The 23,189-nt window shown below is 62.7% G+C and carries 23 protein-coding genes and 1 riboswitch; of the genes, 8 read left to right on the top strand and 15 right to left on the bottom strand.

Going from position 1 to position 23,189, the window contains the following annotated elements; all coding sequences use genetic code 11:
• Positions 1–17: 17 nt before the first annotated feature.
• The 11 genes from J2W49_RS17245 to J2W49_RS17195 all read right to left on the bottom strand — a co-directional run bounded on the left by J2W49_RS17245 (position 18) and on the right by J2W49_RS17195 (position 8,822).
• Entirely contained in the window at positions 18–1,190 is a 1,173-nt protein-coding gene (locus J2W49_RS17245; RefSeq protein ID WP_310318983.1) for a CpaE/TadZ family protein, read from the bottom strand.
• A gap of 34 nt (positions 1,191–1,224) precedes the next feature.
• On the bottom strand, positions 1,225–1,683 hold the full coding sequence (locus J2W49_RS17240; RefSeq protein WP_310318980.1) for a TadE family protein: 459 nt from the start codon (positions 1,681–1,683) through the stop codon (positions 1,225–1,227).
• A 9-nt stretch (positions 1,684–1,692) separates the two neighbouring features.
• Positions 1,693–2,199, bottom strand: coding sequence for a TadE/TadG family type IV pilus assembly protein (locus J2W49_RS17235; RefSeq protein WP_310318977.1), 507 nt, complete (start codon positions 2,197–2,199; stop codon positions 1,693–1,695).
• A gap of 2 nt (positions 2,200–2,201) precedes the next feature.
• Positions 2,202–3,491: a TadE/TadG family type IV pilus assembly protein gene (locus J2W49_RS17230; RefSeq protein ID WP_310318974.1), complete on the bottom strand. Its 1,290-nt coding sequence runs from the start codon at positions 3,489–3,491 to the stop codon at positions 2,202–2,204.
• Positions 3,492–3,527: 36 nt separating this feature from the next.
• A complete protein-coding gene (locus J2W49_RS17225; protein WP_310318971.1) occupies positions 3,528–3,830 on the bottom strand; it encodes a hypothetical protein in 303 nt (100 codons plus the stop codon).
• Positions 3,831–3,842: 12 nt separating this feature from the next.
• On the bottom strand, positions 3,843–5,399 hold the full coding sequence (locus tag J2W49_RS17220; RefSeq protein ID WP_310318969.1) for a type II and III secretion system protein family protein: 1,557 nt from the start codon (positions 5,397–5,399) through the stop codon (positions 3,843–3,845).
• 13 nt (positions 5,400–5,412) lie between these two features.
• Positions 5,413–6,267, bottom strand: a complete 855-nt coding sequence (gene cpaB, locus J2W49_RS17215; RefSeq protein WP_310318966.1) for a Flp pilus assembly protein CpaB — start codon at positions 6,265–6,267, stop codon at positions 5,413–5,415.
• A gap of 11 nt (positions 6,268–6,278) precedes the next feature.
• Positions 6,279–7,625 (bottom strand): ATP-binding protein, encoded by a 1,347-nt coding sequence (locus J2W49_RS17210; RefSeq protein WP_310318964.1) that lies wholly within the window; start codon positions 7,623–7,625, stop codon positions 6,279–6,281.
• 11 nt (positions 7,626–7,636) lie between these two features.
• Complete coding sequence (locus tag J2W49_RS17205; protein ID WP_310318961.1) at positions 7,637–8,245, bottom strand: A24 family peptidase; 609 nt, start codon at positions 8,243–8,245, stop codon at positions 7,637–7,639.
• Positions 8,246–8,367: 122 nt separating this feature from the next.
• Entirely contained in the window at positions 8,368–8,538 is a 171-nt protein-coding gene (locus tag J2W49_RS17200; protein ID WP_310318959.1) for a Flp family type IVb pilin, read from the bottom strand.
• Between the two features lie 89 nt (positions 8,539–8,627).
• Entirely contained in the window at positions 8,628–8,822 is a 195-nt protein-coding gene (locus J2W49_RS17195; RefSeq protein WP_310318956.1) for a Flp family type IVb pilin, read from the bottom strand.
• Positions 8,823–9,303: 481 nt separating this feature from the next.
• Here J2W49_RS17195 and J2W49_RS17190 point away from each other — a divergent pair, with 481 nt between their 5' ends.
• Together J2W49_RS17190 and J2W49_RS17185 are read left to right on the top strand one after the other, a co-directional pair.
• Positions 9,304–9,780 carry a helix-turn-helix domain-containing protein gene (locus tag J2W49_RS17190; protein ID WP_310318953.1) on the top strand — a complete coding sequence of 159 codons (477 nt, stop codon included), beginning with the start codon at positions 9,304–9,306 and terminating at the stop codon, positions 9,778–9,780.
• 825 nt (positions 9,781–10,605) lie between these two features.
• Positions 10,606–10,797 carry a hypothetical protein gene (locus J2W49_RS17185; RefSeq protein WP_310318950.1) on the top strand — a complete coding sequence of 64 codons (192 nt, stop codon included), beginning with the start codon at positions 10,606–10,608 and terminating at the stop codon, positions 10,795–10,797.
• 114 nt (positions 10,798–10,911) lie between these two features.
• On the opposite strand, the gene J2W49_RS17180 is transcribed toward J2W49_RS17185, so the two are convergent.
• The 3 genes from J2W49_RS17180 to J2W49_RS17170 all read right to left on the bottom strand — a co-directional run bounded on the left by J2W49_RS17180 (position 10,912) and on the right by J2W49_RS17170 (position 13,278).
• On the bottom strand, positions 10,912–12,312 hold the full coding sequence (locus J2W49_RS17180) for a mercuric reductase (protein WP_310318947.1): 1,401 nt from the start codon (positions 12,310–12,312) through the stop codon (positions 10,912–10,914).
• The gene (locus J2W49_RS17175; protein WP_310318944.1) at positions 12,312–12,440 is read right to left on the bottom strand and encodes a hypothetical protein; all 129 of its coding nucleotides are present in this window, start codon (positions 12,438–12,440) and stop codon (positions 12,312–12,314) included. Before J2W49_RS17175 ends, J2W49_RS17180 begins: the two co-directional genes overlap by 1 nt.
• 241 nt (positions 12,441–12,681) lie before the next feature.
• Positions 12,682–13,278, bottom strand: coding sequence for an ATP-dependent Clp protease proteolytic subunit (locus J2W49_RS17170; protein ID WP_310318941.1), 597 nt, complete (start codon positions 13,276–13,278; stop codon positions 12,682–12,684).
• A gap of 96 nt (positions 13,279–13,374) precedes the next feature.
• On the opposite strand from J2W49_RS17170, the gene J2W49_RS17165 reads away from it, so the two are divergent.
• Positions 13,375–14,172, top strand: a complete 798-nt coding sequence (locus J2W49_RS17165) for a sigma-70 family RNA polymerase sigma factor (RefSeq protein ID WP_310318938.1) — start codon at positions 13,375–13,377, stop codon at positions 14,170–14,172.
• A 149-nt stretch (positions 14,173–14,321) separates the two neighbouring features.
• Here J2W49_RS17165 and J2W49_RS17160 read toward each other — a convergent pair whose 3' ends face one another.
• The gene (locus tag J2W49_RS17160; protein WP_310318936.1) at positions 14,322–16,766 is read right to left on the bottom strand and encodes an AMP-binding protein; all 2,445 of its coding nucleotides are present in this window, start codon (positions 16,764–16,766) and stop codon (positions 14,322–14,324) included.
• Positions 16,767–17,639: 873 nt separating this feature from the next.
• On the opposite strand from J2W49_RS17160, the gene J2W49_RS17155 reads away from it, so the two are divergent.
• The 5 genes from J2W49_RS17155 to J2W49_RS17135 all read left to right on the top strand — a co-directional run bounded on the left by J2W49_RS17155 (position 17,640) and on the right by J2W49_RS17135 (position 23,039).
• Positions 17,640–18,563, top strand: a complete 924-nt coding sequence (locus tag J2W49_RS17155) for a response regulator transcription factor (RefSeq protein WP_310318933.1) — start codon at positions 17,640–17,642, stop codon at positions 18,561–18,563.
• A gap of 150 nt (positions 18,564–18,713) precedes the next feature.
• Positions 18,714–18,801: riboswitch (cyclic di-GMP riboswitch) on the top strand.
• Between the two features lie 147 nt (positions 18,802–18,948).
• The gene (locus J2W49_RS17150) at positions 18,949–19,446 is read left to right on the top strand and encodes a spore coat protein U domain-containing protein (RefSeq protein WP_310318930.1); all 498 of its coding nucleotides are present in this window, start codon (positions 18,949–18,951) and stop codon (positions 19,444–19,446) included.
• Between the two features lie 7 nt (positions 19,447–19,453).
• Complete coding sequence (locus tag J2W49_RS17145; protein WP_310318927.1) at positions 19,454–20,203, top strand: fimbrial biogenesis chaperone; 750 nt, start codon at positions 19,454–19,456, stop codon at positions 20,201–20,203.
• Positions 20,182–22,596 (top strand): fimbria/pilus outer membrane usher protein, encoded by a 2,415-nt coding sequence (locus J2W49_RS17140; protein WP_310318924.1) that lies wholly within the window; start codon positions 20,182–20,184, stop codon positions 22,594–22,596. Before J2W49_RS17145 ends, J2W49_RS17140 begins: the two co-directional genes overlap by 22 nt.
• On the top strand, positions 22,593–23,039 hold the full coding sequence (locus J2W49_RS17135) for a spore coat protein U domain-containing protein (RefSeq protein WP_310318921.1): 447 nt from the start codon (positions 22,593–22,595) through the stop codon (positions 23,037–23,039). Before J2W49_RS17140 ends, J2W49_RS17135 begins: the two co-directional genes overlap by 4 nt.
• Positions 23,040–23,189: the final 150 nt, after the last annotated feature.

The following is a 23,189-nucleotide window of genomic DNA, read 5'->3' as shown; positions in this document are numbered from 1 at the left end:
TCCGTATGGCTCGCTTCTTAGTGGCTACCGGTCAAGGTGGCGAACCAGCTCTTCTCAGGCTTGACGGTCACGGGCGAGAGGTCCAGCGCCCATTGCTGCAAGGCCTTGGCCACCGGATCCTTGGGCTTGAGGCGCGGCAGCGGGTCGCCCTGGTTGATGGCGGTGCGCACCGCCTCGTCGCTGTCAGGAATCTGCCTCGTCACAGTAAGACCGGTGGCCTTCTCCACATCTTCCGCCCGGATCAGACTGCTCTTCGCAAAGCAGTTGAGCACCATGCGCACTTTGTCGCGGCCATAGCCCAGGCCTTCGAACACCTGAGCCATGCGGCGCGCGTCCTTGAGTGCGGGCAGGCTTTGTTCGACCACCATCACAATGCGGTCGGCTACATCGAGCGCCTTCACCGTGGGAGGGTCCATGGCCCGGCCCAGGTCCAGCAGCACGAAGTCGTACTCGGTGCGTGCCAGCGCGATGATGGCCGCCACGTTGTCGGCCGTCACCTCTTCAAGCTGGTAGGGCATGTCCGGTGCCACCAGCACATTCAGGTTCTCACGCACCTTGAGCACACTGGCGCCGAGCAGCGCGCCGTCAAGCCGCCGGGCCTGGCGTGCCACGTCGACCACATTGGCCGGCGCTTTGCGGTCGGTCAGGTAAGTGGCCGCGTCGCCGAAATACAGGTTCAGGTCGATCAGCAGCACCCGTCGGCCGCTCTTGGCCAGCACATAGGCGAGGTTGGTCGCAAGAAAGGTGGCTCCACAACCGCCCTTGGCCGGTATGAAGGCATGCACCTCACCCGAGCTGTCACCAAAGCGAGAAGTGTTGGCCCGCGCATCGCGCAAGTAGTCCAGCGCCACCTTCACGGTCTCGTCGCTCAGCGGCGCCGCCAGCACGTCGCGCACCCCTGCACGCATGGCACGTTTGAGGGTGGCCATGGAAGCGTCGTTGCTCACCATCAGCACCAGCACGCCCTGAATGCGCTGTGTGGCAGCGTCGATGAGTTCGAAGTCGGTGTCGTCCGGCCCGGGCAGGTCCAGCAGCAGCACATCGGGCTGATCTTTCTGCATCACTGAAAGCAAGGTACGGGCACCACCCACGTGCACGGTGATGTCCACGCCCGGCGGGCTGGCAAACTGGCGCACCACCTTCTCTCGGGTTTCTGGTGTGGCGCAGATCAGGGAAATTCTGGAGGTCATGGTTTGTTTGGGGAGTGCGATGCAAGAGATGGCGTCATGGGCACACCGGATTCCCGGCGCTGTTCATGTATTCGCGCGGCAAGCTGGTGGGAAACTGCGGAATCGGAAAAGGCAGGCCGAAGAAGGGACTGACGGGCGCAAACTGGGCCCCCACGATGCGAGCGGTCACCATCGTGCAGGTGTCGACATTGCAGCCCGGCGGGTCGTACTGAAGCACCATATTGGCCGGGGGAATCCCGCCACCTGTCATCTCGCTCATGCGCGCACGGATCAGAAAGTCACCAGTGGTCTCGATGCTGCACACCACCCCCAGGCGCGCACCCAGCCGCGTGGCCTCGTTCGCTCCGTTGAGCAGGAACAGCCAGCGACCGAACTCCATGATGCCCAGCAGCAGGGTGAAAAACAGAACCGCAATGAGGGCGAATTCGACCGCAGCCACGCCCTTCTGCAGGCGGTGGCGGCCCGTAAAAGAATGGAAGCGAGGCAGTTGCATGGTGCCTCCTCAATTCGTGCTGGCCGCCATGGTGATGCTCACCGGCGAGAAGTTGATGTTGGGCACCACCCAGGCAACCATCGACTCGAACGCATAGCCCACACCACCGCCTCCGACGGTGACCGACACCAGACTGGTGGTGCCCTCACCGGTCGACACGTTGGCATGCGTGTCCGCGCACAGCACCGGGTCACAGACCGAAATCATGGCCAGGGTAAGGTTGGTCACCAGTGGCTCGCTCTGACCACAGTCGAAGGCTCCGCACAGAGCCAGCGAGCGGGCGTTGGTCCGAAGGCCATCGGCTGTCTGCCCTGCAGGCGGGCTCGCCAGGTTTTGCTGCGACAGGTAACGCGCAGCACCCCGCGTGGCCTTGACCAGTCCGTTGTACTGGTAGAGCGCCCGGCCCAGCTCCGTGATGCCAAAACACAGGATCAGCATCGGCAGGATGATGATGGCCATCTCCACTGCGGCAACACCACGCTGGCGCTCTTTCCGGTGAAGTCTTGTCGTACTCATGGTCATTGCACCAGTTGCGGCACCAGGGGTCCGAAGGTGCCTGGTGCGCCGTTGGTGGCACAGGCACTGCCGGCCGCCGTGCTCAGCCCCAGGAATTCCATGGTCGGAACCGGCGAACTGCCCAGCATCGGATTGAGCATCAACACACAGGCCCAGCCTTCCACCTCTGGACGACCCGTACCACTGTTCCAGACCGTGCAGTCAACCACCGGTGCCACCACCACCCGGCGATTTCGGCCCAGTGACTCATGCTGAGCCGATGTGATGCGGTTATACGGGTTGGGTGGATTGAACTGGTATCTCTCGTAGGCGGCAGCTGCCGTCCGGTAGTTGACGGCCCCGGCTGAACTTCCGCTGTAGGCGTTGAAGCTCGACGGCCAGTTGGATGAGGTGTAGCCATATCCAGTGATGTCTGGCGGCGCTGTGCCCACCTGCGGATTGCCGGCGCCATTCCGATAAACGCCAAAGCGCGAGTTCCATGCAGTCTCAAGCGACGCGATGGCACCAGGCTCATCGACCTCGGTCCCTATTGCCGTGTCGCATTGCCCCGGGCCGGTCAGCAGATCAGCAAGTTCACTGGCGCCACCACCAGGCGGTGTGAAGTCGATCCAGCCGAAGTTCCCCGTGCCGTAAGGCGACCCCGGGCCCTCAGGGGGCGCCAACCACTGGCCGATCAACAGGCCAAAATTGGAAGCAGCCGTGGTGCCCGGCACCTTGCAGGCCCCTACCGGAATGGCACAAGCCGAATCCGATGGCGCCAGGGTAGCCACCGCGCGGGCCGACACCGTCTGTGTGCTCAACAAGGGGTTGAGCACGCGCATGAAAAGCACCGGAATATCGGCCAGCGGCAAGCTGCATTGCACGAAGGCGGCGGTGTTCGCGTCGGCCGATGCCTGGGTGACATAGGGGCCCGCCAGATTCTCTGCGAAGGTGATGTTTTCCGACTGGACATTGACCACCTGCCCCTGGAAATTCACCCGGTTCTGGATCACCGCGATGTTGCCGTCCAGCGGGTTTTCGCTGACCCCGCCGGTGGTGAACACCCGCCCGTAGGCGATTGCACGACTCAACGCATTTGGATTGTTCTGCCCGGGTCGCAATTGCGAGGACGCAGCCAGCGCACAGGCATCCATGGCGTTCTGCAACTCGGTCTTGATGATGAAGAAACGCCCCAGATCGAGGGCCAGGCCTGCAAACCCGATCAGCACCGCCAGCGTGAGTCCCAGCATGATCGCCACCGCGCCGCGTTGGTGCCGGGCAGTGGCTGCGCGACGATTGCGATTGAGCTTCATGAGACTCTCCCCGGTCGGTCTGCGTCGGTCATCGAATCAGTCGCCGGTGATCGCGCCGCCGATGTTGATGATTTCAAATGTCTTGGGCGGCGCCTTGAACGAGTCCACATAGCGCCTCTGCGCCTCGCTCGCGGCCTTGCCATCGATGCCCAGCACCGGGTCGCGGTTCTGCTCGCTGGCCTGCGGGTTCAGGGTTTGCACAGCTCGTGCTTCGCGCACGGCCACCCCCATGTTGGCATCCAGCCTTGGGGTGCTGGTGGCGCATGCCGTTGCGCCCAGGGCGACAGTGCCAACCATCAACCATCTGGCGAAGCGCGGGGTCACGGTGTCGTGTTTCATGGCGTTGGCTCCTTACTTCGTTTGCGGGTTGACTGCAGGTGCTGCTGGCGGTGTGTCAGCCGGCGCTGGCTGGTTGGGCCGGTAGGCTTCCAGTTGTCCACCCAGATAGAACTCGGCCCGGCTGGGCGGGTGGTAGCTGTCGGTGGGCAAGGCGTAGCCAGGGTCCAGCGGTTTCACCAGCCGCGGGGTGATGACAAACATCAACTCGGTGCGGTCGTCCTGGAACTCGTTGCTGCGGAACAGTGCGCCCAGCACCGGGACCTCGCCCAGGCCGGGCACGGCGTCCAGCGCCTGGCGGGCGTTGTTCTTGATCAACCCGGCAATCGCCAGGCTCTGCCCGTCCATCAACTGCACCGTGGTGGCGGCGCGGCGGGTGGTGAAGCTCGGCAGAATGGACGTCACACCGGCCACCGTGGTGAAGGGTGTTCCCGTGGGTGACAGCTCAGAGACCTCGGGCGCCACCTTGAGGTGGATGCGCCCGCCTTCGAGCACGGTGGGGGTGAACTTCACACCGACACCGAATTCCTTTTCTTCCAGGGTGATGGTGGTGCCGCCGGTCGCGTTGTTGTCGCGCGCCACCGGAATGAAGATCTTGCCGCCGGCCAGGAAGCTGGCCTCCTGACCACTCACGGCCACCAGATTGGGTTCGGCCAGAATCTTGACGACCCCATCACTTTTTTCTGCGTCGAACTGAAAGCGGTTGCCGCTTAGTGGGTTGATGCCACTGAAGAGGCCGCGCCCGTCACCGCCAAAGTTGGGGTTGATGCCGTAGGTCCAGCCGCCGCCTGTGCGGGTAGAAAGCAGGTTGATGCCCATCTTCTCCATCATGGTCTTGGACACTTCGGCCACCACCACCTCCAGCATCACCTGTTGTGCCTCGGCCACCGAAAGCAGGTTGACCACGCGGGCGCCAGCGGTGCGTGCAGCGGCCGCGCCGCTGCCACCACTGGTGCTGGCCACCTTCATGGTGGCACCCGATTCGGCGCGGTTGTCACCAGCCACCACCGGCAGCACCAGGCTCTTGTTGACGTCGCGCACGAAGGCATTGGCGATCTCTTCGGCCGCCATGGCCTTGACCGCACTGGAGACCACCCCGGTGAGAATGACCGAGTCGGCCGCCGGGCGCACCTGGATGCCGGTCTCGTTGGGCAGCAACTCGCGCAACTTGGCTTCCATGCGCTTGTAGTCAATGTTCACATTGACGTCGATGGCCGTGGCTCCGCCCCCCTTGCGCCAGACGATCAGGTTGGTGGATCCGTAGGCCTTGCCCAGCAGGTACAACTCGGTCGGACTGATGAGGGTGACGTCAGCCACAGTGGGATTCCCCAGCGAAATGCGCGTGACCTCGGTGGGCATGCGCAGCAGCGTGGACTTGCCGACCGTGAGGTCCATGGACGGGCCGACGGTGGCCAGATCGGTGCTGATGTCGGCCGAGCGCAGCGGTGCGGCGGCCACCTGACTGGTGGTGACGCCACGGGTGACCGCAGTCTGGGTTTGTGCCGGGACAGCGGTCAGCAGGCCGGCGGCGGCCAGGGAGAGGCTGAGGGCGCGCAGAAGTGTGGTGTTCATGGTCGCTTCCTTGTTAGAAACTGGCGGAGGACTTCTGGGTGCCCCGGATCACCTCGACGGTGGTCGCCGGTGGCGCCATGGGGGAAGCAGCGGGCGCGGCCGGTCGAGTTGATACGCGCCGCACCGGCGCTGCCGCTGGCGCTGCGACAGGCACGGGCGCGGGTGCCGGGCGGGCATCGCCGAACAGGTCGTCGCGGGTGATGCCGGCGGTTTTGGCGCCATCTTCAATATCCACCTGGTTGCGCAACATCAGCGAAAGCGTGCCCACGTTGCGCGCCAGGTCGATCTTCTCGGCCTGATCGGGCGTGACCTCCAGCGTGACGGCGTTGACCACACGCGCACGCGTCTCGTCGGGGCGGCGCGCCTCCTGGGCCACCGCCAGCACCATGATCCGCTCCAGCACCACGCGTGAGATGGCGTTGTCGCGGTCGTCGCGGATGTTGACCAGCAGGTCGACAAAGCTGCCCGGCGCCAGGAAGCCGGCCACACCGATCACCTCGTTGACCTTGACGGTGATGGCGCGGTGGCCAGACTTGATGATGGAGTCCAGCCCGGCCTTGGTGCCCTCGGGCGCCAGCTTGGGCTCCAGCACCGGCTCCCCCTGGAAGATGCCGCTGCGCACCACCCGGCCCTCCAGCTGCTTGGCGTCGGTGAAGGCGCCGGCCGGCACGTTGCCCGCCGGCCAGGCAATGCCCTGCAACATGACCGGCGTGATGGCCTGGCCCAGATCTAGATCGCGCGTGGCCACCAGCACCTGGGTGCGGTCTCCATTGGATTGTTGGCCCAGCCAGCGCGCCGCCAACACGACCGCTGCCGCGCCAGCCAGCAGCGACAAGAGCAACATGAAAAGGGCCCGTTTGCTTTGCATGATCAATCTCCTCAAAGGTGCTGGTCAGTGGCCGGCTCGGCGCATCCGGGCAAACCGAAATAATTGGCCCAGGCCCATTCAAGCGCCTGAGGTGTCAGCCGCGGGGCGCTCTGGCGGTAACGGGCGAGGTCGGCGATCTTGCTGATCACGTCGTAGGGAATGCACGGCAGGTAAGGCTGGCCGTGGTGCGGATGCAGGGTGTGGATCAGGTGCTGCACACCGGGCAACTCTTCAGGCACCCCTGTGCGCTGGCAGGCCTGAGACACCACTTCGCGGTAGGCGGCGGCATCCAGCGGCTCGATCTCGATCTTGTAGCCCAGGCGCCGCGCAAAGGCCGGATCAACCAGGCTCTCGGGTGGCAGGTTGCTGGAGAAGATCACCCGCACATCGAAGGGCACGGAAAACTTGGTGCCGGTGTTGAGCGTGAGGTAGTCGACGTGCCGGTCCAGCGGCACGATCCAGCGGTTCATGAGTTCGGTCGGGCTGATGCGCTGGCGCCCCAGATCGTCGACCACAAAGATGCCGTTGTTGGCCTTGAGCTGGGGCGGCGCGATGTGCATGCGGGTGTGCGCGTCGTAGGCCAGGTCCAGTGTGTCCAGCGTCAGCTCGCCGCCGGCAATCACCACCGGGCGTTCGCAGCGCACCCAGCGGCCGTCGGTCGAGAGGTCGCGCAGCAGGCCACGGCCCACGCCCGTGTTGCTGGCCCGGGCAGCCCGGTGCACGATGGGGTCGAACACCTGAATGACCTCACCATCAACATAGATGGCGTGAGGCACCCAGACATGTCCTTCGATCGTGCGGACCAGGTGCTCGGCCAGAAAGGTTTTGCCGGTGCCACTGGCGCCGTGCAGATAAATGGCCTTGCCCGAGTTCATTGCACTGCCCAGACTGGGCAACAACGGGGCCGGCAGCACCATGTCGGCCAGCACTTCGCGCAGGCGCTGGGCGCGCACCGGCTGCAACTGGCTGTTCTGCTCATGCACCTGGGCCACGTAATCGGCCACTGGCACCGGGGCCGGGCCCATGTAATGGCATTTGTCGAAGGCCATGCGCGCGCGGCGCTGACCGGCGTCGGTCAGCACATAGCTGATGTCGCCCTCCAGCGTGCCGCGGCGCGGCACCTCGACCAGGGCCTGCGTGCGCATGTGAATGAGCAGGCCGTCAACCACCTGCGCACCCAGCCCGAGCTGCTGGGCCAGGGCAAAGAGCTTGAGCTCGCCCTTGCGTGAAAGGTGGCGCAGCGCCAGGTCGGTGAGGAAGGCGGCGGGCAGACCCGCGAGGTCGGGCCCGTCGCCAAATGGGTCGCTTGGCACGATCTTGAGCAGCGACAAGGGCGAAGGCTGGGACAGTTCGGACATGACAGCCTCGCTCACCAGAACTGGATGAAGGGTGCCCGGCCCGTGAGGGTCCAGGCGGCGTAGCCGGCCACACCGCCGGCAATGGCCAATGCGTAGGGCATGCGCCAGGCGGTCTGGCAGCGGGCATCAAAACCGGGGCCGGTGGCACCCGGGCGCAGCTGGCTCAGCATGGGCCCCATGTTGTGGCGCACCAGTTGCCTGCCCGGAAACAGCAGCAGCCGGGCCATGGCCAGCACACCACCGGCCAGCAGCACACACAAGGCGAGATTGACGGTGGCGGCCGGGCCGGCGAAGGCCCCCACGGCGGCCAGCAACTTGACGTCGCCCGCACCCAGGGCGCGCAGCAGCCACATGGGCAGGAAGATCAGCAGACCGGTCAAGGCGCCGGCCAGCGAAAGCCAGAGGCCCAGGGCGCCAGGCTGGGTGGTGAACAGACCGGTGCGGGTGTCAAAAGCCGTGTCGGCCAGGTTCAGAAGCACACCAGCGATCAGCGCGACCAGAACCAGGGTGTTGGGAATGCGCCGCTGCAGGGCATCGGACCAGATCGCCAGTACCAGCAACACGCCCAGCATCATCAGGGCGGTTGACTGCCAGCCAGCGGGCGACAAGATCCAGGTCATGAGCAACTCCCTCGACTCAGCGTGGTGTGTGTTCGTTCTTCAAACCCATGTCGCCGGTTCAGCGGGTCGACTGCGTGTGCGCTTGGCATGATCGACCTTCATGCCTTGATGTGTGGAGCGGCTCAGCCGCCGGCTCCGATGGCCTGGAGAAACGTTCCCGTCCAGATGGACCAGATTCGCCCGTTGTCCAGTCCGGTCGCCGACAGAGCGCCCAGGACGGCCAAGGCAATCAGGGCCACCAGCAAGGCGTATTCAATGGCGGTGACGCCCTGTTGTCGCTGTCGTGATCGCATGACGTGCCCCTTGTTCAGAAAGGTGGGGGATTGAACCTGGAGCCCTGTACCCGGGCTCACAGGTTCAATCCATCGCAACCGCGCATGGATCAGCCGCCACCGCCGAGAGCGGCGGCAAGTGCATCGGAGATCGCGGTGAACACGTTAGTCAAACCGGTGCCGACTATCTGCACCGAAGCAATGATCACCACCGCGATCAGCGCCGCGATCAGGCCATATTCGATGGCGGTCACCCCTTCTTCATCGCGAAGGAAACGGCGGGTTGCATTCACAAACTTTTGCATGACTCAACTCCAGGTAGGTTGAAACATCAGCCACCCCCCATGAGCGACTAATGACTAATGAGTCGCATTTGTGATCCCCTCCCATTGCTACTTAAGCAGTCTTTTCAGAGCACTTTCTGTAACTCACGTTTACATTCTGTTCCTCGTTTGGCGAAATGCAATACACCAAAAAGGAATTTGTTACTTTTTTAGCCACCGCTTGTACAGAACGGATGGATTTATGTGATGGATTTCACAAACCGGTCCGTCCGAGACGACAAAAAGACCACTCATCTGACATTTCTTGTAACTATCTGTTAATTTTGTTTCTGAGACAAAGTACCAGCGGATGCCACGCCCAGGCTCGTGGTTGCGGCGAGGCGTGGCGGTGGGCTGCACCGTTTCATGCATCAGGGGGCCCCTCTTTGCCTTTTAAGACTCATAGCACTTGCATTCAATCGCTTAGATATGATGGGCACCTTCGAACTACGAGGCGTCGTGGATGAAACAGCTGATCGTTGGAGATGAGGCGACCGTCACTCGCTTGGCGGAACGGCTCAAGCGAGCCAGCAACCATTCGGAGTACCAGCGCATCCAATGTGTGCTGATCAGGGCAGCGCTGGGCAGTTCGGCCGCGCAGATTGCGCAGTTGCTTGGCTGGTCGACGACCACCGTGCACGTGCTGCATTCCCGATGGGCCAAGGAGGGTGACGCCATTTTTGCCGTTCAAGCTCGAGGTGGGCGACACCATCAGCACCTCAGCACAGAGCAGGAACAAGCGCTGCTTGCACCATTCTTCGAGCGCGCGCAGGCCGGCGACATGTTCAAGGTGGCCGAAATTCAGCAGGCCTACCAGGAACAGGTCGGCAAGACGGTGGCGCCCTCCACGATCTACCGCCTCCTTGATCGCCATGGCTGGCGCAAGCTCGCACCCCGGCCGAGGCATGCCAAGTCCAAGGCAGCGGCAGAAGCCGCGTAAAGCAACACTGATCCTGTGGACGAAGCGGTTCACCTCAGCGGTTTAAGCGCTACTGCCCGGTACTCAACCCCACCGACCCCCGCTGGAAGCGGTGCGCGAAGGGGGCTTCGCCATCCCTGTCTCCGCACACCTTGACGCGGTCGAAGCTGCACCGTCCTCGCGGCTTGCGGCACTCGAATCAAACCACAAAAGCACTGGATCAATCACAGGTTCAGTCTGATACTTTTATATTTTTGAACGCAAATATGAATGCTGAGACGACGCGTTGGACCCCGCATGAGACGGGTCTGCCTCAAGGCCTCCCAGGACTTTGAGTGTCTTGAAATGCTGGCGCCTTTGCAGCGCAGGCGCTCCACTCGCGTCATATGCGGCTGCCTGACCAAACGGGCACAGCTCGGCATTCAGCAGGAGAGGCATCTATCGGCAGGCAAGACGGCGAGACGCTTGCAACACACCCGAATGACCGTCTCGTCACAGCGCTCAATTGCAAAGGCGCTCTCAATAGTTGTTTCGTCCCTATTTATTCAGGAACAAATCCAAGGATCGCCTACCAGATTTCCTCAACATCGTCAGTCGGGGGCCCTCAATATTGACAGTTGCATGGAGCTTCAAAAAGGCGTAGGAGCTGTGCCCGTGACGGGCCCTCATGCTGTGGCATGCATCCAGATCGTTCGATGGCGAACAGACAGACAGCCTCAAGCCTGCCCCAATCAGAAGTCTGTGATTGGCGATGTGCTGTCTCGTCGCGCCTCTTGAAGACCCTGGTCAACGGAAGCGAAATTGATTGCAGCCGAAGGTCCTGTCCACCAACCGAAGGGAAACCCCATGACTAAAGAGAAAACGGCCCACATCGAGCCATCCAGGCACTCAACCGACGAAGTTGATGAGTTTCTGAATCTGGTGGAGGACAACGTCGATGACGCTCCAGGCGCTGGTTCGCCGAGCATCAAGCCGAACACGAATCTGGATGACGACGGCAAGCCCTCCACGGACACACCGAAGAACCCAAAAATCTGACCGGTCCGCATCTTGTTCGGCGTGATGCGTTCCTTTTTTGGCGAGCGCTGTTCACCTGAACAAATTGCCCTGATGCTGGTCCGCAGCTTTCACAAAGTCCCTGAGCAACCTGCGTCACGCAGCGGCAAAGGGCTTGCGGCCATCAATGATGGTGGGCAGGAACTCCGTCACGGTGGGATGCACCGGCAGCGCCTCGCGCACCTGGCGCCAGCTCCCCTGGCTGGCCATGACCAGGCCAATGGCCTGGATCACCTCGTCGGCCGCCATGCCCAGCATGGTGGCACCGAGGAAATGCCCGCTGTCCTCGTCGACCAACAGCTTGATGAGGCCGGTGGTTTCGCTTTCTTCCTTGGCGCGGCTCACATCCTTCATGGCATGCACGGCCTGGCTGATGCGCCTGCCTTCGGCCACCAGGCGCTTGGCATCGGCTTCGTACAGCCCCACATGAGCCAGTGGTGGGTCGGTGAACATGGCGTAGATGGTGTTGCGCGCGTCGGCACTGCGCTGCCCGCCTGCCAGGTTCTCGGCCACGATGTCGTGGTCGTGGTAGCTGGTGTGGGTGAAGGCACCGCGCTGGTTTATATCGCCCAGCGCCCAGATGCCTGGCACATCCGTCTCCAGCCGGTCGTTGGTCTCCAGGTAGCCGCGTTTGTTGGTCTTCAGGCCCACACTCTGCAAGCCCAGGTCGTCGGTGTTCGGCGTGCGCCCCACGGCCACCAGCAAATGGCTGCCTTCCACGGTGCGGCCGTCGGCCATTTCTACACGCGCGCCGGCTCCGTCTAAGGCGGGCAGCACGCGCTTGATCTCCACGCCCAGGTGCAGCTCAATGCCTTCGGTCCGCAGCATGTCGGCAATGGCCTCAGACACATCTTCGTCTTCGCGCGAAGTGAGCCGCGGCCCGATCTCGATGATGCTCACCTTGCTGCCCAGGCGCCGAAAGATCTGCCCCATTTCCAGGCTGATGTAACCGCCGCCAATGATCACCAGCTTGCGCGGCAATTCACGCAGTTTCAGCAGGCTGTCGTTGTCGAGGTGGGTGGTTTCTTTCAAGCCGTGAATAGGCGGGATGAACGCTCGCGTGCCGGTGTTCAGCACCAGCTTGGGGGCTTGCAGGGTGCGCGCGCCGGCTTCCACGATGAAATCTTTGCCCGCGCGCCCGGCCAGCCTGCCATGTGCCTTGACGATGGTGAGACCATCCAGACCACCCAGCCACGATTCGAGCCCCGCCCGCGATTCGTCCACGCGCTTGTGCATGCGTTGCATGGCCGCTTCGAAGTTGACCTGAACCGGCCCCACCTCCACGCCAAACTCGGCCGCGCGGCGCACAAGCTGAGCCACCCGGGCCGATTTGCGCAAGGTCTTGGTGGGTGTGCAGCCCCGGTTGACACAGGTGCCGCCCAGCTCGTGCGCCTCCACCAGCGCCACCTTGCTGCCCTTGGTGACCAACTTGGCGGCCAGAGCGGGGCCGGCCTGGCCGGCGCCGATGACGATCGCGTCAAATGTTTCGTTTGCCATCACGCCACCTCCTGATCAAGGGGCCAGAAGGACAACCGGTCCCGGTGGCCGGTCAGTTGCCCGGGCACTGGTCCGTGCGCGGCGTTGCTGATCCTGTTTGAGAAAAGGTCCATCCAGAGGGTTTTCATCAACATCTCCTGGTTGTGGTGCAAGCACCATGACGGGCGCCATCGACCCTGTTCGATGGCTGCACGCGTGCATCATGAACCCATTGGCGATCACAAAATGCAGCCTGCCCCAGGGCGCCGCAGGTCTTCAGGCTAAAGAGTCCGGCGAAGCGACAGGCGTTCCCGAAGGAATGGGGCCGCGTTGTCATGAACTGCGGTTCTGGCTGGTCGCCCTCGGTAGGCTACGCCGTTTAGTCCCGGCTCAGACGCCCCTGAGTTCGGCCTTGCGCTCGATGACCCGCGACACCAGGCCGTACTCGACGGCCTCCTCGGCCGACATCCATCGGTCCCGTTCGATGTCAGCCAACACCTCTTCCAGCGACTTGCAGGTCTCTCTGGCGATGGTGCGTGCGATGCGCTCGCGCGCTTTGACGATCTCGCGCGCCTGGATGGCGATGTCGCTGGCCGGCCCACCCGAGCCGCCGCTGGGCTGGTGAATGAGAAAGCGGGTGTTGGGCAAGCAATAGCGCCGCTCGCGCGGTACCGCCAGGTACAGATGTGTGGCGGCGCTGCCCACCCAGCCAGTGCCGATCATGTTCACCGGCGCGGCAATGAAGCGCACGATGTCATGGATCGCGTCGCCCGACTCCAGGTGACCGCCCGGCGAACTCACCAATACATCGATGGCTTCGGCACTGTCGGCGTCCAGGGCAATGAGCCTGCGCGTCACGTCTGCCGCCACCGCGTCGGTGATGGTGCCGAAGATCTGCACGGTGCGTGCCTTGAATGCCTTTTCCTCCAGGTAGGCGGTGCGCGGTTCCGGGGCGCTGGGTGGGGCGAGGGAGTCTGGTGTGTCCATGGTTGATTGAAATCCTTGTGAATGGAACTGCCTTGACGAACGAGGCGGCACTTTCGTGACACCCGACTTGCGATCAGCCTGTGGCAAGATTTGCCGATGAACGAGACACGCGAGCTGCTGATACTGATCAACGCCGACCACCGCCAACTGGTGCGCGCAGCCACCCGCCTGCTGGGCTCGGCTGAGGCCGAGGATGCCGTGCAAGACGCCTACGTCCGCGCCCTGGAAGCCCAGGCCCTCCAGCTCACCACCGCCCAGGCCTGGCTACTGACCGTGGTGCGCAACCTGGCCATCGACCGCCTGAGACGGCGCAAGTGGCTGCTGCAATGGACGGCCGATTCGAACGCCAGCGAGCCGCTGCCTACATTCCCCTCGGCAGAGATTCAAGCGGCGCTGGCCGAAGAGACCATCCACGCCCTGCGCCTGCTGGCGGCCCACCTTTCCCCCGCAGAAGGTGCCGCCGTCTTGCTGCACGAGGTGTTTGAAGCAGGCCATGCCGAAATCGCCCAGGCCAGCGGCAAGGCCGAAGCCGCCAGCCGGCAGCAATTGCGGCGGGCGCTGATGCGGGTAAGGCAGGCACGCGACGCATCCAGGCTCCACCCAAATCCGGAACTCGATCCGGGTGAAGAGACCCTCTTCCGCCTCTACCTGCAATCACTTCATCTGCGTGACCCGCAAGCCCTGTGGGCCATGCTGCGCCATCCGCCCATCAGCGCCGTGGCAGAGGTACCCCGGGCGGCAAGCGAAGTCGCGGCAGTGCGGCCTGCGACCACCTGCGGTGTCGTGCAAGTGGGCGGGCAATTGCAGTTGGTGCTCACGCTGGATGGCGTCACGCTGTGCGTCTTGCCGCTGGGTGCGCGAACCGAGCGCGACCGCGAGACCGCAGCGTTCTGACGTCTGCACCGCTGGATAGGCAGTCCAGCTGAAACGCATAGCACGCGTCGTGCGGAAGCTCGCCGAAAGCGGTTTAGGCCAGAAAACCAGCGCAGAAACAATCACCGAGCACCGCCTGCGAGCGACATCCCCTCTCGCAAAAATGACGGCTACACAGGGTCGAACTCAGACTTCCCGTTGAATTTTGACCGCGCAAGTCCCTTCAACAACCGATCTGTTGTTATTTCCCAGATCCGCCACAGGATGATGCCGCCGACGATGCCTAAGAGCACGTCGATCAATGGGTGCTGAAAGAGCCCGACTCGATGCCACCAGCCTCGAAGCGTGTAGTGTGAGATGTAGATGAACATCGACGCACCAGCGACAAGCGCTGCGATCCTGTTCAGTGGGTAAAAGAGCCGCACCCGCGACACCAGCAGCAGTGAGATACCGCCCACGGCAACCCAGATGACGCCGTGCCCCAGCCAAAAACGATTCAAAACGTGGCTCCATATCAAAGGCGGCAACAACAGCACCAGCACCCCGGCGAGGAGCCGCTGTTCTCTGGAGTTGGCAGATGCGACCACCCAACCAAGCGCAAACAGCCACATGAGCATATGCGGCACGCGGTTGTAAAGGTGCTCGGCGTTCCAAAAGAGCGGCACCCCGATGGACAACATCACACAAGTCGCCAACACAGCGAGCGCGAATCGAAAGTCATGAGCGATGGCAAAGTCGCGCGCCCGGCCCCAACTCATCAGCAGAGCGGTAAGCATCAGCACCTGGACAATCAATTCAAGGAACCAGAAACCGAACTTTTCATTCCGAGCGTCGGTCCAGTTGTCCAAAAGGAACAACGCAATCGGCTCGAAATCCTTCGTCTTGAACTCAATAAGTGCGAGCGCAAGGAATGTCGGGACGGCAACTCGCAGGGCGGTCTCCACGACGGGGCGCACCGAGCCGGACGACAGTACATGGGGCAACTGAAAGCGCGCAAAGTTGAATCCAGCGATAGCGAGCAGAAGGTACGTCGAACCACTCACATTCAGCACATCAAAGTGACCCATCACGATCGCCAACATGCCAATAAAGCGAAAAAACACTGTGGTGTCGACCACATGCGTCAATGTCCGCTGTCGCGGCAAAGCCTCGAGCTCAGCAACACTGAGCGTCTGCCAATTCTCTGGCAGGTGGCCGAGATAGTCTTCGAGTTCCACCGACACCTCGACGAAACTCAGGGAGTCTCCTCCCAGGGAAACAAACGACGCATCTCGGGTCACGGGCATTCGAGAAAAGGCCTTTTGATACAGCCCAAGAACGCCACGAGGCTTGCTGAATGCGGGCAACCTGGACCAACCGTTGTGCGGCAGTATTGGTGCAGAGGTTGTTGGCTGCCAGGCGCCAAGTTGCGCAGAAAACTTGCGCGAGACCTCTGCCCTGCGCGGTTTTCCCGATTCGGTCTGTGGCAACTCGGGCCAGCGCACAACTGAAATCGCGCCAGCCCCGCTCACTCCGCGCTCTCTGAGTGCGCATTCTGCTGCTTCGCGGAGCTGCAGATCGGATCGATCAAGTCCGTCAGCCACAGCAATGAGCAAGCCATCACCACGCAGTTCGTCCGGTACACGTGCCACACAAAGACCGGTGGCTACTTGCAACAACTCTGCCATCCGCTCCTCAACCGCATGAGGAGGTACCTTTATTCCGCTGATATTGAGCACGTCGTCCGCGCGACCCAGGAAAAACAGCTGCCCCTCGCGCATCTCGCCAAGGTCGTTGGTTATGAGCCAGCCGCCTTGATCAACCACACGGACTTTGCGACCCTCGACCAGCATTTCTTCGGCGACGTTGCTGCCACGGATCCTGATTCGGCCATTCGCCGCTATCTGTATTTCAACGTCTCCAGCTGGCCGCCCAACCGATTCGAGCTCTGCTGACGTCGCTTCTGACAAGTTCAAGAAGGTAGAGCGCGAGGCCTCAGTCAGACCGTAATGCTGAACGATGCAAGCGCTCGAAAAAAAATCCCGAAGTTCCGACTTTTCGGCCACAGACATTGGCTGGCTGCCAATCTCGACCCACTTCACTCTTGATGCGTGTCGCTCGAACAGATGCCGGTTCTTCAGTACCAGTCGCCAGAGACTCGGTACGGCAGAGATGGCATTGATCTCGCCGCCTTCCAGCATCGCACTGAGTTCGCGCAGATCGAAACCATTGGGTGGCACGTAAACGGCCCCTCCCGCACCGAGTACGGCTCGCGCCCTGCCCAGGCCAAAAGAGTGAAATACCGGCACGCCAATATACTCACGCACTTCGCTGGTGAGCTTCATCACCTCCTGAATCCGGTGTGCCGTACTGGTCAGGTTCTTGTACGAAAGCAGAACGCCTTTTGGTTCGCCCTCGGTCCCGGATGTGTAGGCGACCTGAGCGACGTCCTCGCTGTCTGAGAGCGCAATCTGGCGCGCCAGCCAACCACCTTCCCGAACTGGCTCCTGCACCTCGGTCACCAGGCAAGCCGCTATCCGGCTGGAGTCGTTGGGGCCACGCAGCAGAACAATGGCCCGTCCTGAATCAGACAAGTCAAAATAACGATTCAGGAAGTCAACCGAGTTCGTGGCCACGAGGCCAACGTATTCGTTAGTAACCTTGCTATTGACTGGAATAGACAAACGGCGTCCCCCCTTTAGGGCTCGGCAACTTACGAATTGATGACTTGGGTTTGGAAGCGCAAGTCTCGCAGAAAACACCACTTTCGGAGCACTCCCACAAAAAATTTTGACGCCTGAGTATTCAAAAACACACACTCCAACATCAAAAGTGAAAGCGCTAAACGCGGCAATACGCGCCGATTTTTATCCTTGCATATCGGATATGCGGTCGCAACCACTCTGGCGTCTGAGGCGAGATGCGAGATGCTTTACACCACCCCCGGGTTTCGTGGAGGCCATTGGCGTTTGTTCAGTCATACCGCCACCGCAGGGGCTTGACCTGCGAGTCGCTGGAAGTGGTTTGCCTCAGCTTCAGCTGGAGCGAGGTATCTGACAGGGAAGAGCAAGCGGTGATGATTGAACCGCGACATCCGTTCCCTGGTTGCCAAAACCGCCGACTCCCGGTTTTTGCCAAGAGCAGCGATGAAGCATCTCAGCCATGTACAACCTGATGATCGTTCCTGCCAGGGCAGGGCCGCGCCGCTGCGACGCAGGGCGCGGTGGTAACGATGCGTGGTGTTGGGTGTGCCACGCGGCGGCCGTTCAGAAGCTTCTGATGCGCCGGCTGTGTGCGCGGTAACCTAGGGTGCGCATCGTGTTTCGTGCTGACTCGGGGTTCTGCCGTTGGCTATGGGCGTGAAATACCCGGGTTGAACCGCTTCCCGCAGGCCCGGTTGCGGCTTGAATCGATTGCATTGTTGGTCAAAGGGGCGCGAGGCAGCGGCAGCGATTGTTGCCCAATGAAACTCAAGGTCTGCGTGGGTGCGTTGTCGCACAGACGCTTCGATGCCTCACGCCTCAAGCTTGCTTGAACAGTCTCGTGTCACAGTCGGGCTCCATTTCTGCGAACAGGGAAAGCTCGAGGTTGTTGCCATCCATCCCGCCCTGCACGGCTTCACCGACTGGTTCGCTCGCGCGAACGGTAGCGCCACAGACCGATCTTTCGAGGCGAGACTTTTTGACCTGAACCGCTTGAATCCGCAGCCGAGTATTTCAGCGGGTGCCCTCGACACCCGGTGTGTGAACCGTGCACGTCTACACGCGCACCCCCAACCTGCCGCAACATCCGCTGCAACATCCACCGACTTTATGCCCGAGACTCCCCTTGTCCTGATCGTCGATGACGATGTGTTCATGCGCTCCCTGCTCTGTCGCGTGTTGGTTGCGGCTGGCATGAGCGTGGCAAGCTTCGGGTCTGCGGCTGAGCTGCTCAGGGAAGGCGACCTGAAAACGGCCAGTGTCCTGCTGCTGGACCTGAGAATGCCAGAGATGTCCGGCATGGAGCTTCATCAGTTGCTTCAGCGCCGCGGCGTCAACCTGCCTGTGCTGTTCATCAGCGGCGAAGCCGACCTGGCAACAGCCGTCACAGCCATGCGCAACGGCGCTGCCGACTTCATCGAAAAACCGTTTCAGGGTGCTTTGCTGGTCGAGAGCGTGCGCCGCGCAGTCGCCCGCCACGCGGATCGCACGACACCACCAAAGCCAGTGGCCGACCCGCATTTTCTGGCCTGTTTAGAGGCATTGACATCAAGGGAGCGCGAGGTGTTCGATCTCCTCGTCACAGGCATGAGCAGCAAGTTGATCGCACGCGAGCTTGGCGGGAGTTTTCGAACGATCGAGAGCCATCGGGCCCAGGTCATGCGCAAGATGACGGCCCGTCATCTGCCCGATCTCGTGCGCATGAGCATCGAGTCAGTGGCGCCTCGCTAGGTACCACGCTCCGTATGCGTACGGATGGCACCTTTTGTGGGGGTTCGTTAAGGTTCGCTCTGAGACTCCGCAAGAGATGCAAGGCCTTCAGGTAGGCAGCGCTGGAAGGGAGTTTTGAGGTCCGCGCTTCCTCCCACAGGAAGCGTCGTCTTAGAAAAAGGGCATACCCGTCGGAAACCCGGGGACGCAAAGTCACCGGTCTAAGGGGCACACGCCCTACGACAGCGGGGCAGCCAGGGCGACCCAGGTCATTCGTTCGCGACGGGTAGCGGACACGGCAGGAGCACCCTGAGTGGGAGATTGTCGCGCCGCGACCAGCTCCCACCTTCTTCCTTGAATCGACCGGACATGGTGGATTGGTGTTTTTTTCTCCTGGAGTTCATTCATGTTCACAAAGCAAAAAGTTTCCTTGGCCGCGGCCGCTCTGACTTCGATGGTGGTGCTCGGCACAGCAGTGGCTGCTCAAGACGACAGCGTCCTCACGGTCGACGCAACGCTGACTTCGGCATGTGCGGTTTCTGCGGGAGCGACGATCAGCTTCGGTTCGTTTTCGACCCTGGCCGCTGTGGACCAGACGGCCGACAGCGGCTCGACGTTCACCGTGGCGTGTTCGGCCGATATGGAGCCTGCAATCTTCGCGACCGGCACGCGCACCATCATCAACGGCGCCAATTCCCTGCCCTTCAACCTCAGCCTGACCAGCGGCGCTGTCGCCGATGATCTTCCGGCGACCTTGGCCCTCGCTGCGGCCCTGACCGTCGTGCAAGACGGAACTGAGCAGATCGTGCCGCTGTACGCACGGCTGGCCAAGGCAAACTTCGGCGCACTGCCCGCTGGTGCCTATGCCAATGGCAGCGCCGTGACGGTGTCGGTTTCGTACTAAACAAGCCATGCGACTGCAACTGACCAAGTCCGCAGTCGCCTGCCTGGGCCGCAGTGTGCTGGCGGGGCTGGGCCTCTGGGGAGCGGCGGCGCATGGGTTGACGATCTCGCCTGTGCTGGTGGAGCTGTCATCCGCCCGCCGGGTCGCCTCGATCACGATCACCAACCCTGGTGATCGCCCCCTCTCCTTCCAGACGCAGGTTCGCGGCTGGAGCCAGCCGAACGGCACCGACGTCTATGCCGACACCACCCAGTTGTTTGTCGCACCGCCCATCGCCGAGATCGCTGCAGGCGGTAGCCAGATTTTCAGGGTCACAACGCGCAACCGGCCAAGTGCCGATGAGCAGGCCTACCGGCTGATTTTCGAGGACGTGAGCGAAGTATTCGCTTCTTCGGTGCCAACCGGAGAGACGTCGATCAGTATTCGCGTCAATCACGATCTGCCGGTTTTCCTTGCAGCGGCGGGCACGCTGCGATTGCAGTCCCGGCTGGGGCCGTGCGCCAATGCCACAACCCTGCCTGCCACCACCGGCTGCGTGCGGCTCGACAACGAGGGCAGTCGCTATCTGCGGGTCAAATCCCTCACGCTGGAAAGCGGCAACTGGCGTAAGGACTTCAACGTCGCCACGCGCGTGCTTGCCGGCGCGTGGCGGGAATGGACCTTTGAACAACCCACCCAGTTGACGGGATCGCTGCGCGTGAGGGCCGAGACGTCGGACGGGCCGGTGACCTTCGAGTGGCCAATACCTCCGCGCTGAAACGAAGCGGTCATGGCACCACTGCTGCGATTCGTTTTCCGGGTCGTGCCTGCGATGACAGGACACTGGCGCCCCGGCCAACGAGATCAAAGGCTGCGCGCGCCTGCCTGCTTTTCGTTGCAGTTGTCACTTTCGCGGCGCCTTCACATGCGCAATCAAAAGCCGAAACACTGCTGCTCGACATCCGCATCAACGACAAGAAGCTTCCAGGCATCTTCCACGTGGAGCGACTGGCGGATGGGCGGCTTGCCCTGCCGGCCGAGCTGTGGGCAGCGGCGCGACTGCTGCCTGCGGGAGCGCCCGAGATACTGTTGGACGGCACGCGCAGCCATGTACTTGACGCGGTGGCTGGCGTTGTCTACAAGCTTGACCGGAGCCGGTTGTCGCTGGACATCACAGCGCCGCCTGCGGCCTTCGATTCGACCTCGTTTTCCCTGCGCGGCTCGCTGAATACGCCCACGCCGCCGCCACTCGGCGCCTACTTCAACTACGACCTGTCTGCAACGCGCGCCGAGCGCAGGTCCACAAAATATGGTGCGCTCGTTGAAGGCGTGGGTTTCAGCCGCTGGGGAGCACTGGTAGCAAGCAGCGTCGTTCGCGCCGATGAGCGGGCGCATTCAGCGATTCGGCTCGACACGTACTGGCGCACCGATTTGCCGGGTCGAATGGAAGCGCTGGTGGTGGGCGACGCCGTCGGCACCGGCGGCGCCTGGAGCCGCCCGGTGCGCTACGCGGGTGTGCGCTTTGCGCGCGAGTTCAGTCTCGCCCCAGGCTTCATCACCTATCCGAGCCCCTCGATCTCCGGTTCGGCGGCGCTGCCCTCAACGGTGGACGTGCTGATCAACAACCAGCGCAGTGCGCAGTCGACCGTGCAACCCGGACCGTTCGAGATCACCCACGTGCCCATCGTCACGGGCGCTGGTCAGATGCAGCTGGTGGTGCGCGACCTGCTCGGGCGCGAAACGCTCATCCATCAGAGCTATTACATCGCGCCACTGCTGCTCGCACCGGGACTCTCCGACTATTCGTTGGAGGCGGGCGCGTTGCGCAAGCACTATGGAACACGCAGCAACGACTACGGCCCGCTGTTTGGCGCCGGCACCTACCGCCTCGGCATCACCGACGCCGTGACCGGCGAGGTGCGTGCCGAAGCCGAGCGGGACCGCGCCGCCGCTGGCGCAGGCGTCGCAGTCATCGTCGCCGATCTGGCTGTCCTGGCATTCGCAGCCGGGTATGCGGTCTCCGATGGCGAGCGTGGCGCACACTACGTCGCGAGCGTCCAGCGAAGCACGCCCAAGGGGGGCGCAAGCCTTGCGGTGGAGCACTTCGACCAGGGCTATCGGCCATTTGGCGACGGCGCCCTCGAAACACGGCCCAAGGGCCAGATCGTCGCTGGCGGTGGTCTGGCGTTCGGGCGCGGCATCTCGGCAGGTTTGAGCTACACGCAACGCGGCACCTGGGAAGGCGCGCGTTTTTCAATGGTTGGCGCCAACGTTTCCATGGCGCTGCCCGGCAACATCGCCATCAGCGCCTTCGCGACGCAGCAGTTGGCCGCGAGCAGGCGCCTTGCCGGCGGCGTCAACCTGATCATTCCTTTCGGCGACCGGCGAACGCTCGCGGCGCGCAGCGCACGCGACAGCGCGGGGCATGTTGTCCATTCGATGCAGGCGACCCAAGCGGTGCCGGCCGGACCAGGTTGGGGCTGGCGCGTCGCCGGGAGCGACAGCACAACAACACACGTGCAAGCCGGAACGACCTTCAACACCAACCACGCGCAGTTCACCGCCGAAGCCAACGCGAGCCCGCACGCCCACGCCGTGCGGCTTGGCGCCAATGGCTCGATGGGGCGGATGTCGGGTCTGTCGTTCGCGTCGCGCCGCGTCGACCAGGGCGCGTTTGCCGTCGTTCAAATCGGCGACCTCGAAGGCGTGCCGATTTCGCTCAGCAACCAGGTGGTGGCCGTCACCAACCACAAGGGGCTCGCCCTGGTGACCGGGCTCCTGCCCTATCAGACGAATCAGCTCACGCTCGATGCCGACCTGTTGCCCTTCGACGTGGAGATCGGCGGAGTTCGAGAAGTGGTGGTCCCATATGCACGCAGCGGCACCTTCGTCAACTTCCCGGTCAAGCGCTCCCGCGACGCGCTGATCGTGCTGGTGCGGCCAGATGGTGTACCGGTTCCCGCAGGCGCACGTGTCACGACGAACCCTGGCCATCAGGCATTCATCGTGGCGCGGCGCGGCGAGGTGTATCTCGTCGATCTTCTGGACGACAACCGAATCGAAGTGCGCTGGAAGGGCGGCGGCTGCTCTGTGCTGTTGAAGATGGCGCCCGCGGTGCCCGGCGCTGTGCCGCCGCGAATCGGACCACTGGTCTGCGGAGGTGCACTGTGAAGTTGTTGCTCCGGGGCATTTCTGCCTCGCTGGTTTCTGCTGCCTGCACCCACGGGTGGACCGCACCCACCTGTACCGTCGCGACGGGCGCAACGCTTTCGTTCGGGGCCGTTGTCGCGCTTGCCAGTTCAAGCGATGTGACCACCAACAGCGGGAGCAGCTTCTGGATCAACTGCACCCCCGAGGTGACCGCCGCGCCTTCCCTGTATTCGGCGACGCCGCGCACGCTGACATCGGGCGCCAACAATCTCCCCTTCACACTCAGCACCGTGACGCCCGGCGGCGCGGAACTGCCTTCCGCCTCTCCAGGGGCGCCGCTGGGATTCACCCGAGACGGAACCAACCAGACTGTCACATTGCATGGGCGCCTATACTCGATCCACTTCAGCTCGCTGCCTTCGGGCGGGTATGCAAGATCGATTGCGCTGACGCTTGAATATTAGGGATGAGCTGCCTGAGCGCATCGGGCGCTTGCAGATCGCCTCCGAGGTACGTACGCGTACGGATGGCGTGTTCGCCTAAGCGTCTCTATGGTTGAGGATCGGTGCCGTCACGATGGTTCCCACGTGTCCGGACCACTGATTGCACTCAGT

The sequence above is a fragment of the Hydrogenophaga palleronii genome (assembly GCF_031457455.1).
Lineage (GTDB): Bacteria > Pseudomonadota > Gammaproteobacteria > Burkholderiales > Burkholderiaceae_C > Hydrogenophaga > Hydrogenophaga palleronii_A.
Note: the sequence above shows the minus strand (reverse complement) of the source record. Positions and strands in the feature narration are given on the sequence as shown.